14 protein-coding genes are annotated in these 14,745 nt (G+C 54.0%); 9 read left to right on the top strand and 5 right to left on the bottom strand.

Going from position 1 to position 14,745, the window contains the following annotated elements; all coding sequences use genetic code 11:
• Nucleotides 1–100 precede the first annotated feature (100 nt).
• The 5 genes from ACL02P_RS12130 to ACL02P_RS12110 all read left to right on the top strand — a co-directional run bounded on the left by ACL02P_RS12130 (nt 101) and on the right by ACL02P_RS12110 (nt 5,005).
• The gene (locus ACL02P_RS12130) at nt 101–508 is read left to right on the top strand and encodes a hypothetical protein (protein WP_009225110.1); all 408 of its coding nucleotides are present in this window, start codon (nt 101–103) and stop codon (nt 506–508) included.
• Between the two features lie 90 nt (nt 509–598).
• A complete protein-coding gene (locus tag ACL02P_RS12125) occupies nt 599–1,528 on the top strand; it encodes a glycosyltransferase (protein ID WP_009225111.1) in 930 nt (309 codons plus the stop codon).
• A 64-nt stretch (nt 1,529–1,592) separates the two neighbouring features.
• Nucleotides 1,593–2,903 carry a nucleotide sugar dehydrogenase gene (locus ACL02P_RS12120; RefSeq protein ID WP_260070339.1) on the top strand — a complete coding sequence of 437 codons (1,311 nt, stop codon included), beginning with the start codon at nt 1,593–1,595 and terminating at the stop codon, nt 2,901–2,903.
• A gap of 27 nt (nt 2,904–2,930) precedes the next feature.
• Nucleotides 2,931–3,917: a polysaccharide biosynthesis protein gene (locus tag ACL02P_RS12115; RefSeq protein WP_009225113.1), complete on the top strand. Its 987-nt coding sequence runs from the start codon at nt 2,931–2,933 to the stop codon at nt 3,915–3,917.
• A 17-nt stretch (nt 3,918–3,934) separates the two neighbouring features.
• The gene (locus ACL02P_RS12110) at nt 3,935–5,005 is read left to right on the top strand and encodes a glycosyltransferase family 2 protein (RefSeq protein WP_260070337.1); all 1,071 of its coding nucleotides are present in this window, start codon (nt 3,935–3,937) and stop codon (nt 5,003–5,005) included.
• Nucleotides 5,006–5,091: 86 nt separating this feature from the next.
• Here ACL02P_RS12110 and ACL02P_RS12105 read toward each other — a convergent pair whose 3' ends face one another.
• Entirely contained in the window at nt 5,092–6,162 is a 1,071-nt protein-coding gene (locus tag ACL02P_RS12105) for a glycosyltransferase family 4 protein (protein WP_009225115.1), read from the bottom strand.
• 213 nt (nt 6,163–6,375) lie between these two features.
• Between ACL02P_RS12105 and ACL02P_RS12100 the strand changes: the two genes are divergently transcribed.
• A complete protein-coding gene (locus ACL02P_RS12100; RefSeq protein ID WP_036645153.1) occupies nt 6,376–7,377 on the top strand; it encodes a YhcN/YlaJ family sporulation lipoprotein in 1,002 nt (333 codons plus the stop codon).
• A 91-nt stretch (nt 7,378–7,468) separates the two neighbouring features.
• On the opposite strand, the gene nagA is transcribed toward ACL02P_RS12100, so the two are convergent.
• The 3 genes from nagA to ACL02P_RS12085 are packed head-to-tail and all read right to left on the bottom strand — an operon-like array spanning nt 7,469 to nt 10,250.
• Nucleotides 7,469–8,659 carry an N-acetylglucosamine-6-phosphate deacetylase gene (gene nagA / locus ACL02P_RS12095; RefSeq protein ID WP_009225117.1) on the bottom strand — a complete coding sequence of 397 codons (1,191 nt, stop codon included), beginning with the start codon at nt 8,657–8,659 and terminating at the stop codon, nt 7,469–7,471.
• Entirely contained in the window at nt 8,659–9,387 is a 729-nt protein-coding gene (gene nagB / locus ACL02P_RS12090) for a glucosamine-6-phosphate deaminase (protein ID WP_009225118.1), read from the bottom strand. The genes nagA and nagB overlap by 1 nt, the downstream gene beginning before the upstream one ends.
• Nucleotides 9,381–10,250 carry a MurR/RpiR family transcriptional regulator gene (locus tag ACL02P_RS12085; RefSeq protein ID WP_009225119.1) on the bottom strand — a complete coding sequence of 290 codons (870 nt, stop codon included), beginning with the start codon at nt 10,248–10,250 and terminating at the stop codon, nt 9,381–9,383. The genes nagB and ACL02P_RS12085 overlap by 7 nt, the downstream gene beginning before the upstream one ends.
• 236 nt (nt 10,251–10,486) lie before the next feature.
• Here ACL02P_RS12085 and ACL02P_RS12080 point away from each other — a divergent pair, with 236 nt between their 5' ends.
• From ACL02P_RS12080 to ACL02P_RS12070, 3 genes are all read left to right on the top strand, one after another.
• Nucleotides 10,487–10,930: a MarR family winged helix-turn-helix transcriptional regulator gene (locus ACL02P_RS12080; RefSeq protein WP_009225120.1), complete on the top strand. Its 444-nt coding sequence runs from the start codon at nt 10,487–10,489 to the stop codon at nt 10,928–10,930.
• A gap of 274 nt (nt 10,931–11,204) precedes the next feature.
• Nucleotides 11,205–12,695: a glycerol kinase GlpK gene (glpK, locus tag ACL02P_RS12075; protein WP_412837365.1), complete on the top strand. Its 1,491-nt coding sequence runs from the start codon at nt 11,205–11,207 to the stop codon at nt 12,693–12,695.
• Nucleotides 12,696–12,813: 118 nt separating this feature from the next.
• On the top strand, nt 12,814–13,038 hold the full coding sequence (locus tag ACL02P_RS12070; protein ID WP_009225122.1) for a helix-turn-helix domain-containing protein: 225 nt from the start codon (nt 12,814–12,816) through the stop codon (nt 13,036–13,038).
• Nucleotides 13,039–13,189: 151 nt separating this feature from the next.
• On the opposite strand, the gene ACL02P_RS12065 is transcribed toward ACL02P_RS12070, so the two are convergent.
• Nucleotides 13,190–14,545, bottom strand: coding sequence for a dipeptidase (locus ACL02P_RS12065; RefSeq protein WP_009225123.1), 1,356 nt, complete (start codon nt 14,543–14,545; stop codon nt 13,190–13,192).
• Nucleotides 14,546–14,745 lie beyond the last annotated feature (200 nt).

Below are 14,745 nucleotides of genomic sequence, written 5' to 3'. Positions count from 1 at the left end.
AAGAGACAAAATAAGCGGTTATCTTGATAAAGATGTCTATACCAAAACCTTCATCGGTTCATAACCTGTACTAGATTACAAGAAGGTGGTGATTTAAAAGATGGGTGTCTTTCTTGATGCCAGAAGCTCCGTGAACTCCAACCAGCCCGGATTCCCCGGAACTCCGCTCACAGATACTCCTGCATTGTTCGGGATTATCGGCCTGCAAACGCAGAACGTTCCGAATCCGATTGTTTTGCTGTCGGGTACTATCGGAATTCTGGGAGACGTCGGCGATACGTTTACGATTGAGATCGTTCGCGGTGCAACGTACGTTCCAGCCAATGTCATCTTTACCCTCGACGGCGGCGTTAGCAGCGCCGCTTCCACAGAAGTCACGTCTTTCGTAGCCGCCGACCTTCAGGCTCCGGCTGCTCCGGAAACCGTTTATACGTCCTTTATCTCTGGAGCAACAACGGCAGTCCGAAACGGTCCAGAATCATTTGTAGGCATTGCCCAACAGGGTTAGGTTGTACCCAGAAAGCCTGCCTCGGGGTGACCCGGGCAGGTTTTCTGCTAAACGAAGGATATAAGCTCCGATAGAAAAGGATTTGAAGGAATGAAGCGGCTAAAGATTTTGTTCGTAACGAAGGATTTCAGTCGATATTTGGAACGGAATTTTCACTACATGCAGTTGGAACTGCGAAAATATGCCGATTTGGCCTTGGATCATCAGGGCGGAGAGGTACGGGCCATTCTCCGGCGAGCTCCCTTTCAGCCCGATTTTGTTCTGTTTAACGATCGGTTTCATGCCTCTTATTGCCCTCCAGTTGAGGGGCTGGAACATTTGAAGTTACCTTGGGGCATGATCATGCATGATCTGCATGCCAAAGTCGAGCAGCGACGAGAGTTCCTGCGGCGTTACCCCTCTGCCACCATCTTTGTGATGTATCGGCAAGCGTTCCGGGAGCGGTATCCCGAGTTCAAGGGCCGTCTTTATTGGCTGCCCCATTTTGTAGAACCTACCGTGTTCAGGGATTATCGACGCCGGAAAAACATCAACGTTCTGCTTATGGGGGCAACTAACCCGAAGGTATACCCGTTGCGCCATAAGATGAAAACGGCTTTGACCGGATATCCCGGCTTTGTATGTCACAGCCATCCCGGCTATACGGACTTCGAATCCGATGCCCAGGCGCTTGTAGCGCGAGGCTTTGCGCTTGAAGTGAACCGATCCAAGATCTTCCTGACTTGCGATTCCAAATTCCATTATCCGCTTCGCAAATATTTTGAGGTACTCGCTTGCAACACGCTGCTGCTCGCTCCCGAGAACGCTGATCTACGCGCGCTTGGGTTCAGGTCCGGCGTACATTATGTGGCCGTGTCGGAGCGGGATTTTCTCGCCAAAATTCATTTCTATTTGCATCCAAGCAACGAATCGCTGCGGGCGAAGATCAGCGGTCAAGGGTATGAGTTCGTCCGGGAGAAACATACGACCTCCGTTCGTACTCTGCAGCTCCTTCAAATGATCCGTTCCATCGTCGGTTAAAAATACACGAAAGTGAGCGCGAGGCACGTCCTTACGGTCAAACTTCAAGCGAAAGGGGAGATGGATGTTGTCACGAATCATTGCCATCGTCGGTATGGGATATGTTGGTCTTCCTTTGGCCGAAACGTATCTAGACCAGGGTTTTCGCGTCATCGGCATCGACAAGGACGAAAAGAAATTACAGCTTTTGCAACAGGGACGAAGTTACATCGCTGACGTTCCCGATGAGAAAATCAAACGATATACCTATGCGCAGCAATTGACGGTATCTCCGGACTTCGCCGAGATCGCAAGCGCAGAAGCAATCATTATTTGCGTGCCGACTCCGTTGACGGAACAGCATGTGCCGGACTTGACCTATCTGGTCGATGCCGCAGAAAACATCGGGAAGCATCTTAAGCCCGGGCAGTTGGTCGCATTGGAAAGCTCTACTTACCCCGGAACCACCCGGGAAGTGATTTTGCCGCTGTTGCAAAAAAGCGGTCTACACCTGGGGACGGAGTTTTTTGTGGGCTTTTCACCGGAACGGGTGAATCCCGGAAGCCGCCGTTACTCCCTGAGAGATATTCCTAAGATCGTCAGCGGGATTACCGCTGCTTGCGCGGATCGGATGGAGGAGCTTTATCGTGCGGGCTTTCGCACCGTGGTGCGGGTATCCTCGACGGAAACGGCTGAGATGGCGAAACTGCTGGAAAACACCTTTCGTTTCGTGAACATTTCTTTCATCAATGAGTTTGCTTTGCTCTGCGATCAAATGGGAATCAACGTTTGGGAAGTGGTGGAGGCGGCCTCTTCCAAGCCGTTTGGCTTTAAGGCGTTTTATCCCGGCCCCGGCGTAGGCGGACATTGCATCCCGGTGGATCCGATCTATCTGCAATGGAAAGCACAGCAGTTAGGGATGGAAAGCTCATTTATCGAGATCAGCTCGCGGATTAACCGCGACATGCCAGGGTACATCGTGTCCAGGCTGCAGGAAGAATTGAACGGTAGCTCTCTTGCCGGTAAGCGGATTTTGGTGCTCGGAATTACGTTTAAAGAGGATGTCGCCGATATCCGCGAATCGAGCGTGCTTGAGCTGATTCGGCTGCTCATGGCCGCTGGTGCAATAGTCGATTATCACGATCCGTTGATTCCAGAAGTGGAGATCAGCGGAATCAAGCTGTATTCGGTGGAGTTGACAGCGGAGCGCTTAGCCTCCTCGGACGGCGTGGTGATCGCCGTCCGTCACCGCGGATTGCCGCTGGAGGATGTCGTGAAGCACGCGCCATTTGTATTCGATACGCGAAATGCGGCCGCCGGTATACAAGGCAAAGCGCGGATCGTTACGCTGGGGGGCGGAAAATCAGGATCCGCTCAAAACGGAATTTCCCGATGAATCTAGTTACGAAAGGAAGGTATATAGATGTTCAGAGACAAGACCGTGTTAATTACCGGGGGGACCGGATCCTGGGGGAAAAGGCTGACAAGGAGACTGCTGCAAGAGGGACCGCGGGAAATCCGCATTTTCTCGAGAAACGAATACGCTCAGGTCTTAATGCAGCGGGAATTTAGCGGGCACGCCTCAATGCGGTATCTGATCGGTGATGTCCGTGATTACGCGGCGGTGGAAGCGGCGAGTAAGGGAGTGGATTATGTCTTCCATCTGGCAGCTTTAAAACATGTGCCGGTTTGCGAATTCCAGCCGGAAGAAGCGCTCAAGACCAATGTGCTCGGAACGGAAAACATCATTCAGGCGAGCATCGCGAATAAGGTCATCAAGGTGATCGACGTGTCCACCGACAAAGCGGTGGATCCGACAAATACGTACGGGATGACCAAAGCGATCGGGGAGAAGCTGATGATTCGTGCGAACGATTTAAGCGAGCATACCCGGTTCACTTGTATCCGCGGGGGGAACGTGCTTGGGACGAACGGCAGCGTGGTTCCACTGTTCATCAACCAGCTGCGGGACGGGAAAGACTTAACGATTACCGCCCGGGAGATGACGCGCTTCTTCCTGACCTTATCCCAGGCGATCGATCTTCTGCTTAAAGCAGCCACGACAGCCATCGGGGGCGAAACGTTCGTGATGAAAATGAAGGCCTGCCGCATCATCGATATTGCTGAGGTGCTTGCGGAGCATTATGTCGGACATCACGTCCCGGTGCAGGAAATCGGCATTCGGCCTGGAGAGAAGCTGCATGAGGTGCTGGTCTCTCGGTACGAAGCTCCCTATACGCTCAAATATAGCGATCAATATTACGTCATTCTTCCTCCCAGCTCCAAGGAGCTCATTGCCCATTATTCCAGCTTGCCTCGCGAACTGTTCTCTGAATACAATTCCAATGCGTCTTTGCTTGATAAAGCCGAAGTGACTGAGCTGCTGCGGGAGGGAGGGTTCCTGAACTGATCACGATAAGTTTATGTATGATTGTCAAAAATGAAGAAGCCCGTTTGCCTGTATGTCTAAAGTCCGTCGCGGATTTGGCGGACGAAATCGTGATCGTGGATACGGGATCAACCGACCGCACGAAGGAGGTGGCCGCGGAATTCGGGGCCAAGGTGTACGAGTTCGCCTGGCGGGAGGATTTTGCGGCCGCGCGGAATTTCAGTTTTTCTTTGGCAACCTGTGAATACATTCTCTGGATGGATGCTGACGATGTATTCACCGAACCCAACCGCGCCAAGCTCCTTCGGTTAAAGCAAGAATTGAGTTCTGACATCGACGCGGTCCTGATGAATTATGTGCTCCACGAGGAGGAGCAGACCGGAGCACCGCTGGCCTTCACTCGGCGGAACCGATTGGTCAAACGGAGCCGGAATTACCGCTGGATTGGCATCGTACACGAATACCTGGATGTCGCGGACGGGAAACAGCTGCTGACGGATATTGCTGTGACCCATCGCGGAACCGGGAGCCATTCCGGACGGAATCTAAAGATCATCGAGCATCATTTGGCTTCCGGCGGCGTACTGCAAGGACGCCTGCGTTTCCACTTTGCATGCGAGCTGGCAGATGCCGGTCGATATGAGGAAGCCGTACCGCATTTTGCGGAGTTCCTCCTCGATCCGAAGGCAAACCGGGATGATCTGATTCTAGCTTGCGCCCGTTTAGCGGATTGCTATGGTTTTTTGGGACGCGAGCGACAAAAACTGGAGACGCTGCTGCGATCCCTCCAATTTCATATTCCAAGTTCGGAAATTTGCTGTGCTATCGGCAACTGCATGGAGGATCGGCAAGAATGGGCGATGGCAATCTATTGGTACGGTCAGGCGATACAGAATGCCAATGTTGGCAGTTGGACAGCGATCGTTCATTCAGCGTCCCGGACATGGTTGCCGCATAGCCGGTTATGTTTGTGTTATGCGCAGCTCGGCCATTTACGTCAGGCTTATGAGCATAACCGGGAGGCGCTTCGCTATTTGCCCGAGGATCCGGGCCTCCTTGAAAATGAGAAGAAGCTGAAGTTGGCTTTGGAAACGGCGTCTACCTCATAGGCGGTTCCCCAATAGTATATGCATTTTGCAGAAAAATTGCCGACAAAAGAACCTCCAGATCACTGGAGGTTCTTTCATTCGCTTCTTTATTTTACTCCTAAGCTTTGCAGCATTTGGCGGAACGAATCAGCATACTGCTGCGGCGACAGCCACTGGTGGATATGCTGTTCCCCCATGCTGCGGATCTTCTCCCGCTGCCCGTGATGGTCCATCAGCTCCAACGCTCTGGCAACCGCTTGGCCCACTTGCGGGTACGCGAAGAACTTTCCCGTTTCATTATGCTTGATAAAAAGACGTACGCCATCGGAATCGGTGGTAAGCACGGGACAACGGCAAGCTAAGGCCTCGGCAACGGCATAGCCGAAGCCCTCCAGGGTAGATGTGGAGATCATCAGTCCGCCTGAATCGCCGACGCGGGATAGATAATAGGGCATCTCCCGGTTAGGGGTATTTGGATACAATTTGAGTTTAGGCTCTAGCCCCAAGCGTTTAACATACTGCCAAAACCGGTTTTTCGTCTCCTCGGACGGGAGCTGATAATCAAGGAACATCCAAATTTCCATCTGTGGACGTTGGCGGTGTAGGGCGGAAGCGATTTTCAGGAACAACTCCCAATTTTTGTTGGGCTCCAGCCGTCCGACCCAAGCGATGATGGGCACCGGATACTTCGGTTGCGCAATGTGACGGAAATGCCGGGTATCCAACGGATTCATCAATACGAACTTGGGCAATGTGGGGTAGTAGGTGGAGGCCAGCTCAATCAAATGGGGGGTTGGAGGCATCAGCGAAGCCTGGCAGTTTCGCAGGATTTCCTCCTTGCCTTCCCGAAGCGTCTGCTCTGCTTGTTCCCGCGTTCCCAAGCCTTGAATTTCAAAAATAATCGGTTTGTGAAACCCAAGCCGGCGCAGCCGTCCGGGCATCCAGTAATCCGAGGTTGCGATAACGGCATCATATTGCGGCAAACGTTGAGCGAGTTCGGCATCGCTTGGATCCACCATCACGGGAATGTTCGCCTGCTGCGTGTTGATGAGCCCGGAACCGGGACGCAAATACATAATATGGCCTTCAATGTTCCGTCTTTTTAGCGCATCGCAGCGCAGGCGGTTTAAGGTTTCGACCCCGCCGCTCGGAACATAAAACGTAAACAGCACTTTCATGGGCCAGCACCCCTTGAGGTTATTCAGCGTCTCAGATTTAGTGTACGCGTAATCTGAATTGGACGTGTGGGTGGATTTCCCACGATACAAGCCCGCTGAAGCATAGGAGGCTGGTGGGTCGCTCGGTTATGTTTACCTGTATGACGACAACGGGATTTGGCGCATGATAAGTCCTGTTTCATACATTACTTCTTACGGATGGAGGTTGACTACATGCGAGGAGCGAAAGTCGTTAACTTATCGTTATCCGCAGCGTTGCTTGCCGGGATGGCTTTAATGGCAGGTTGTGGTGACGGGAAGGGCGACAATAATGTGCGCACGCAAAGCTTACGGGGCAATAACCGAAATTATGATGTCAATTCTTTAAACCCCAGCAACCGTCTGTTCTCCCGCAGCGCCGGCAGCGGACAGGATATGCGTATCCGTTCCCTGCGTTACAGCCCTGCGCTTAGCAACAAGGTGGCACAGCTTGGCGACGTTCAAACCGCACATGTCGTTGTTACCGACCGTGATGCATATGTAGGTGTCACACTCCACGGCACGAATACGACAGGCCGCACTAGCGCTTACGGGGTGCAACGTCCCAATGGAGTTGGCCTTGGTACGACCAATGTCGGCGGCCCTTACGGTGCGGACTATGGAACCCGCGGCGCCGCAGACAACGGTTTGGCTCGCGGCAACGACCGTGCCGGACTGGGCGGGCTCTTTGACCTCGGACGCGGTTTGTTCGGAACGGGGAACAACGTCAATCGCAGTAACAACGGCTCGATGTTGGGCACCGGCACAACCGGCAACCGTTTCGGGTCGATGTATCCTGGAGGTACTCGTGGGACGACGAACACCCCTTCGGGCTTCACTACCGGGAACGGAGCCTTGGGAGCTGGAACGAGCAACGTGTCCCAGGATCTCAAAAACCGGATCGAAGCAGCGGTTAAGCAAGCGGCACCGCATATCCGCAACGTCTACGTATCTAACGATTCCGATTTTGTATCCACCATTGGCCAATATGCTACAGAGTCTCGGGGCGGCGGAACACTGAACAACTTCATCAGCGATTTCGAAACGCTGATTAACCGTGTATTCCCCGGCCGTGCAGGGACGATGACCGGGCCAAATGGTTATGCGCCGACAAGACCTAATGCCGGCATGGGCAATGGGACAGGAACAGGTGCACGTGACATGAATGCCGGTTTCACCGGAGGGACAACCCGCTAGCGGCGGTTTATAGCGAGAACCAAAAAGCGCGAGAAGCGGGAAGAAATCCTTCCTGCGTCTCGCGCTTTATCTTGTGATTGGATGGTTTTGATTATTCGTTATCTTGGAATGCACGTCCTTTGACCCACACCCGCTGCAATTCCAAATCGCGGTCGACCAGCAGCAGATCTGCTTGTTTGCCGGTTTCGATCGAGCCGGTTAAATGGTCGATGCGGATCAGCTTCGCCGGATTGGCGCTGGCGGCTTCCGACGCGCGTTCGATCGACAATCCCACCTCGCGTACGAGATAGCGGAAACCGCGGATCATCGTCAACGTGCTTCCGGCTAACGTTCCTTCGCTGTCGCGCAGCGTGCAGACGTTATTCTTCACGACAACCGGCAGGTCGCCAAGCATGTAGTCCCCGTCACCGAGCCCTGCAGCCGACATAGCATCGGTGATCAGGAGCAGGTTGCTGCCGGTCTTCACGCTGGCCAACAGCCGGATTGCTGCAGGATGGACGTGAATGCCGTCGGCGATGATTTCTGCGCTAATGCCCGGCGTGCTCAGGATTGCCCCGGCGGTGCCCGGTTTGCGGTGATGCAGCGGCGTCATGGCGTTAAACATATGCACGGAGTGGTTTAAGCCAACCTCGTAAGCGGCCATGATTTCTTCGTAAGTGGCATCGGTATGACCGGCAGCCGCTACGATTCCCTGCTTCCGTAAATAGCGGATCAGCTCATGCGCCCCGTCCCGTTCAGGCGCAAACGTAACCTGCTTAATTAGCCCCGGATACTGTTGTTCCCAACCTTCGATCCATTCGCGGTTCGGCGGGACGATGTGCTCAGGATTTTGGGCGCCCGGCCATTTCGGGCTGATAAACGGCCCTTCCAGATGAACGCCAACCAATTGGGCATAAGGCATCTCGCCAGCCATATATTGATGGACTTCGGCCAGCACGTTGTCGATCATCGCCTTCGGAAGGGTCATCGTTGTCGCCAGCATCGAAGTCGTTCCCTGACTGCAATGAAGCTTCGTAATGGCGTCCAGACCTTGCTTGCTTGGCTGCGAGAAATCCTTCAGCATGCCGCCGTGCACGTGCACGTCGATAAAGCCGGGCAGCACATAGCTGCCTTTCGCATCAATCGTCTCGACGCCTGCAGCGTGAGCTTCAGGTAATCCGGCGGTCGTGCCGACGTAAGTGATGACGCCGTCTTTCACCGCAACCGCGCCGTCGCGGAACGTTCCGCGCGGGGTGACAACTTCGGCATGAATGAGGTTGAAGGTACGTCCGGCGCCGCTCATCACAGGAATCTCCCCGCAGCCTGGTCAACGACGACAACCACATTCGGGTGGGTTTGCAGCAGCGAAGCCGGACATTGGGTCGTGATTGGCCCCTTTAACGCTTTGGCGATGATTTCGGCTTTGTCTTCGCCTTTGGCCATCAGCAGGATTTGCTTAGCCTGCAGGATCGAACCGATCCCCATCGTGAGCGCGTGAGTTGGCACCTCGTCAATGGAATTGAAGAAGCGCGCATTGGCCAGCCGTGTCCGCTCTTGCAGCTTCACGACATGCGGCGGCCCCGTCAGCTCATCGGCAGGCTCGTTAAACCCGATATGGCCGTTATGTCCAAGGCCCAGCAGCTGCAAGTCGATTTGACCCGCTTGATCCAGCAGTTTTGCGTAGTCCTTGGCCGCTTGCTCAGGATCCGGAGCATTTCCCTCAGGTACATGCGTATTTTCTGGCAAAATATCGATATGATTAAACAGCTTCTCGTCCATGAATCGGCGATAGCTCTCTGGATGGTCCGCCGGCAATCCGATGTATTCATCCAGATTGTAGCTGCTCGCTTGCTTAAAGCTGACGCTGCCTTTCTTGTACAGCTCGATCAGCTTCTCATACACCCCGACCGGTGTGCTGCCGGTAGCCAGGCCCAAAATCGCCCGCGGGTTAGATTGCAGGAGGCTGGCGATGATGCCTGCTCCGGTTTCATTAAATTGCTGCTCGCTGTTGGTTTTGATAATATTCAGCATTCGTGTTGCCCTCCTTGGGTTTTACGATAAATTTGAACATTCTGATACGAGCTTTCGAGCTTCGGAATGAAATCCTGGAATTCCAAGCTGACCATCCCCGTAAACAAAATATCGATGACGTGCAGCTGCGCAATACGCGAGGCCATATCACCCCGGCGCATGCCTTCCTCTAACGAGGATGAGAATAAAGCGATATCCGCGAGCGAAGCCAGGGAGTTGCTGCTGTACTGCGTGAGCGACAACGTGGTTGCGCCGCTGTCTTTGGCGCAGCGCAGGGCGTCGATCGTTTCCGGCGTTTCGCCTGAATAGGAGATCGCCAGCGCCACGTCGCCTTCGCCGAGCGAGGAAGCGGAAGTGATCTGCATATGCGAGTCAGCGAAGGCGGTGCAGTTCTTGCCAATACGCACCAGCTTCTGGTAAAAGTCTTGGGCGACAATCGAGGAAGTCGCCACACCGTACAGATCGATGCGCTTGGCGCGGCATAACGCCTCAACGGCCCGGGACAGCTGGTTCATGTCCAGCAGCCGGGTGGTGTCGGTAATCGAGGCGAGATGGTTGGCTTCCATCGCTTCGACGATTTTTTGCAGGTCGTTGCCGGCGATGATGTCCTGGTAGTGGTTCTCCGCAGGCTTGTGGGCCAGCTCGGAAGCCAGCTTCATTTTGAAATCAGGGAAGCCTTTAAAGTGAAAAGTCTTGCAGAACCTTGTCACCGTTGAGGGACTAATCCCGCACGCATTGGCCAGCTCTGTGATCCCCTGATGAATGACGGTGGCCGGCGACTCCAAAATGTATTCGCCCAGCTTGCGTTCCTGCGGCGACAGCGTCTCCAGGTGGCTGGATACCGCATGCAATATGGGTGTCATAGATAAATTCCTCCCTCAGGAAGTTCAGCCGTTGGATGTGATTGTTTACTTGCTACGAAAATAATTTTTATTAAATTCTTGTGAAATGTGAAAATTATTTTGACTTCTCGGTTTCATCATAAGCGATTTTCCCGGCCTTTTCAAGTAGGGTTACCCGTCAAATGGCGACAGATTCCTTGAATTTTCGGAGTCTGCATAATACACTCTAAACAGTAGGGTTATTATCGGAGAGAGGAATGGTTTGGTTGTCCGTTGATCTCGACCATTACATAGATCGGATCGAATCGGTATGGACCCGTTCGTTTCGGAAAGTGAAAAGTGAATTAATGCACCATCAGGAGCTGGGCCTGACGGGCCCGCAATTTCATACGCTGATGCTGATTGCCCGGAAGTCCAACTGCAATGTCAGCTATTTAGCCGAGAAGCTGGAGGTGAAGCCCAGCGCGATTACGGTCATGATCGATCGGCTGGTCCAAAGCGGTTTCGTGGAGCGGCGGCATGACGAGCAGGATCGGCGGGCGGTGCTGTTGTCGGTTACCGAGCGGGGGGCCGAGGTGCTGGCGGAAGCCCGGAAGAAGTCACGGGAAGTGTTGAAAACGCATTTATCCGTCCTCAGCGAAGAGGAGCTGGAGATGATGATCACGATTTTGGAGAAGCTGTCCAAGAATTCCAAAGCGTGAGGGAAGCGGTGAACATATTGGCGGAAAGGAACCATGGAATTTTCTATGGTTCTTTTTTTAAGATATCAGAAAGTATAAACTTCGGGGCATTAGCATCCTGATATCGCAAGATAAACTTCCGCTAAACGCGGTCTGTCTACTTTGAATGTACGTCGATAGACGTTTTTCTTATCGCTGATTCTCCGTGAACCTGATAGCGTGCACGAAGGATGCCGGGTTATGATAGACATAAGAATGAAAGCGTTATTTCATCAAACCGAAACGGAGGAGTTCCATGGAAAAATATATCTTGGCTTTGGATCAAGGCACAACGAGCTCGCGGGCGATTTTGTTTAACCGGCAAGGGGAGATTGTTCATTCGGCACAGCGGGAATTCCCGCAGTATTTCCCCGAACCCGGCTGGGTCGAGCAGAATCCCAATGAGATTTGGGGCTCGATCATGTCGGTGATTGCTTCCTGCTTATCGGAATCCGGTATCAAGCCGCGGCAGATTGTTGGGATCGGGATTACGAACCAGCGGGAAACGACGGTCGTTTGGGAAAAAGACAGCGGCAACCCGATTTACCCGGCGATCGTCTGGCAATCCCGGCAAACGGCCGCGATCTGCGAGGAGCTGCGGAATGCCGGTCATGACGCTTTGTTCCGGGCCAAAACCGGTCTGCTGCTCGACCCTTATTTTTCTGGAACCAAGGTCAAGTGGATCCTCGACCATGTCGAAGGCTCGCGGGAGCGGGCGGCGAAGGGCGAATTGCTGTTCGGGACCATCGATACCTGGCTCATCTGGAAGCTGTCCGGCGGCCGCTTGCATGTAACGGACTATTCCAACGCTTCGCGGACGCTGATGTACAACATCCACGAGCTGACCTGGGATGACGAGCTACTTGCGATTCTGGACATCCCGAAGGCGATGCTGCCTGAAGTGAAATCCTCCTCCGAGGTATACGGCACGACGGTTCCGTACCACTTCTTCGGGGAGGAGGTGCCGATCGCGGGGGCGGCCGGAGACCAGCAGGCAGCTCTGTTCGGGCAAGCTTGCTTCCAGCCGGGGATGGTCAAAACGACGTACGGAACCGGCTGCTTTATGCTGATGAATACCGGCAGTACCCCCGTTGTATCGGAGCACGGGCTGATCACCTCATTGGCCTGGGGCTTAAACGGGAAGGTGGAGTACGCTCTTGAGGGCAGTATCTTCGTGTCCGGCTCGGCGATCCAGTGGCTGCGCGACGGGTTGCGCATGTTCCGGAACGCCAAGGACAGCGAGGTGTACGCCTCGCGCGTGGACTCAACGGAAGGCGTCTACGTTGTTCCAGCCTTCGTTGGTCTCGGCAGCCCGTATTGGGACAGCGAAGTTCGCGGCGCGGTATTTGGCCTGACGCGGGGGACGACGAAGGAGCATTTTATCCGGGCGACGCTGGAGGCGCTGGCTTACCAGACCAAAGACGTTCTCGGCGCGATGGAGCAGGATGCCGGATACGCCGTACGGTCCATGCAGGTGGATGGCGGCGCTGTTGCGAACGGCTTTCTCATGCAGTTCCAAAGCGACATTCTTGGGGTTCCCGTAGAACGTCCGGCGATCGGCGAAACGACGGCGTTGGGCGCGGCCTTTTTGGCGGGTCTCGCGGTCGGCTACTGGAGCGATTTGGACGAAGTCGCGCAGTGCAAACGCCTGGAACGCCGGTTTAGCCCAACGATGCCGCAGTCTAAGCGGGAAGCGCTCTACCAAGGCTGGCTGAAAGCGGTTCAGGCCGCGATGGCCTTCAAATAACGGGCCGCCCATTTCTATACGGCACCGCACCATTAACCCTGTTTCTTCATAAGATGTGTTGACTGTATCCCTGAACCTTGTTAAACCACAAAACCCGAGCAAGGAGGGGTGACGCATTTTGAAGAGCAGCGATCGTAACAGCAAATTTCTGTTGACTCATCGTGAACGGGAGGTCTTCGAGCTTCTCGTGCAGGATAAAACGACGCGCGACATTGCCGGGCAACTGTTTATTAGTGAGAAAACCGTCCGTAATCACATTTCTAACGTAATGCAAAAGTTGAATGTCAAAGGTCGCGCGCAGGCGGTTGTCGAGCTGATCAAGCTTGGGGAGCTGAAAATCTGACGGTGAACTACGTGTTCGTAGAAAGCCGCAAGCCTTCTTTTTCACCCCGGAAGGGGTAAGAGAAGGTTTTTTTGTGTGCGTATCCGCAAATAAAAAAACCTCCAAGCATCCTATTCACATCAGATGCCGGAGGTTATTGGCTAAACTAACGTTACAGCGACTTCAAATAATGAACGATCGTGAGCAGCCCTTTGTCAAAGTTCTCCAGGTTAAAATGCTCGTTTGGCGCATGCAGGTTTTCGTCCGGCAGCCCGAAGCCCATCATGACGGCTGGAGCCGACAGGACGCGGGACAAGGTCTCGACGATCGGGATCGAACCGCCGTCCTTCGTGAACAGCGCCCGAGTGCCGTAAATGGCTTCGTAGGCATCGGCCGCTTTTTGCAGCATCGGATCTTCCGGATTGCATGTGAAGGCCCGCGCTTTCTCGGTCGCTTTGACCTTCAAGGTTGCCCCCGGCTGCAGGTGTTTGTGCAGATGCCGTTCGATGCGGTCGATCGTGGCTTGCGGGTCCTGGTCGCCAACGAGGCGGCAGGTGATTTTGGCATGGGCTTCCTTCGGCAGTACCGTTTTGGTCCCTTCCCCTTGGAATCCGCCGTAAACCCCGTTGAGTTCCAGCGTTGGACGGGCGCCGGTCCGCTCGACGAAGGAGTACCCTGCTTCGCCAAACAGCTCCTTCAAGCCAAGATCCCGCTTGAGCTTCTCTTCGTCAAATTGTTGCTTGGCGAACTCTTCGCGTTCGAGCGCAGACAGCTCGTGAACGCCTTCGTAGAAGCCTTCGACCGTGACTCGGCCTTGCTCATCATGCAGGGAAGCCAGCAACGATACCAGGGCGTGCAGCGCGTTAGGGACACCGCCGCCATATGTACCGGAGTGCAAATCGGTGTTGGCGGTATACACCGAGACTTCCATCGCACACAAGCCGCGCAGACCGATGCAAATCGCCGGTTTGCCCGGTGCCATCAGCGCGGTATCGGAGATCAGGATCACGTCAGCGGCCAGCTTGTCCTGGTTGGCTTCCAAGAAGGCGGGCAGGTTCGGGCTGGTGACTTCCTCTTCCCCTTCGATGCAGAATTTGATGTTGACCGGAAGCTCCTTCTCCTGCTTCAAAATCGCCTCCACGGCCTTGATATGCATAAACACTTGGCCTTTATCGTCCGTCGCTCCGCGGGCGTACAGCTTGCCGTTCCGAATGGACGGCTCAAATGGCGGCGTCTCCCACAGATTCAGCGGGTCTACCGGTTGTACGTCATAATGGCCGTAAACCAGAACGGTTGGTTTCCCTGGTGCGTGCAGATGCTCGGCATAAACGATGGGATGCCCTGCAGTAGGATGAATCTCCACCGATTCCATACCGGCGCGGCGCAGAGCTTCGGCGATCCATTCGGCCGCCTTCTGCACATCGCCTTTGTGTTCGGACAAGGCGGAGATGCTGGGAATCCGAAGCAATTCGCCAAGTTCATTTAAGTGTTGTTCGCGGTTCGTATTAAAATAAGCTTGATAATCCATCGTCGAATGTTCCTCCCGAACTAGAACTAGTTTTACCTTTATATTCTACACCTTTTTTGCCGAGAACACGAATGATGGGGTGACGCAATTAAAAGCAAGAGCCTCCCGATTCCTTAAATTCACCTTAAAAGGGACGCGCTTTTTTTAGGAATATTTAAGGTAAATTCGATGGATATCTGGTAAAGTCAAGAAAGCACGTT

It is taken from the genome of Paenibacillus sp. MB22_1, assembly GCF_047200555.1.
In the GTDB taxonomy this organism is placed as follows: Bacteria; Bacillota; Bacilli; order Paenibacillales; family Paenibacillaceae; genus Fontibacillus; species Fontibacillus phoenicis.
The sequence above is the reverse complement of the archived record's forward strand: the minus strand, read 5'-3'. Positions and strand labels throughout refer to the sequence as shown.

Coding starts and splice junctions, on each gene's coding strand:
- ACL02P_RS12130 (WP_009225110.1), top strand. CDS start 101: ATGGGTGTCTTTCTTGATGCCAGAAGCTCCGTGAACTCCAACCAGCCC.
- ACL02P_RS12125 (WP_009225111.1), top strand. CDS start 599: ATGAAGCGGCTAAAGATTTTGTTCGTAACGAAGGATTTCAGTCGATAT.
- ACL02P_RS12120 (WP_260070339.1), top strand. CDS start 1,593: ATGTTGTCACGAATCATTGCCATCGTCGGTATGGGATATGTTGGTCTT.
- ACL02P_RS12115 (WP_009225113.1), top strand. CDS start 2,931: ATGTTCAGAGACAAGACCGTGTTAATTACCGGGGGGACCGGATCCTGG.
- ACL02P_RS12110 (WP_260070337.1), top strand. CDS start 3,935: ATGATTGTCAAAAATGAAGAAGCCCGTTTGCCTGTATGTCTAAAGTCC.
- ACL02P_RS12105 (WP_009225115.1), bottom strand. CDS start 6,162: ATGAAAGTGCTGTTTACGTTTTATGTTCCGAGCGGCGGGGTCGAAACC.
- ACL02P_RS12100 (WP_036645153.1), top strand. CDS start 6,376: ATGCGAGGAGCGAAAGTCGTTAACTTATCGTTATCCGCAGCGTTGCTT.
- nagA (WP_009225117.1), bottom strand. CDS start 8,659: ATGAGCGGCGCCGGACGTACCTTCAACCTCATTCATGCCGAAGTTGTC.
- nagB (WP_009225118.1), bottom strand. CDS start 9,387: ATGCTGAATATTATCAAAACCAACAGCGAGCAGCAATTTAATGAAACC.
- ACL02P_RS12085 (WP_009225119.1), bottom strand. CDS start 10,250: ATGACACCCATATTGCATGCGGTATCCAGCCACCTGGAGACGCTGTCG.
- ACL02P_RS12080 (WP_009225120.1), top strand. CDS start 10,487: ATGGTTTGGTTGTCCGTTGATCTCGACCATTACATAGATCGGATCGAA.
- glpK (WP_412837365.1), top strand. CDS start 11,205: ATGGAAAAATATATCTTGGCTTTGGATCAAGGCACAACGAGCTCGCGG.
- ACL02P_RS12065 (WP_009225123.1), bottom strand. CDS start 14,545: ATGGATTATCAAGCTTATTTTAATACGAACCGCGAACAACACTTAAAT.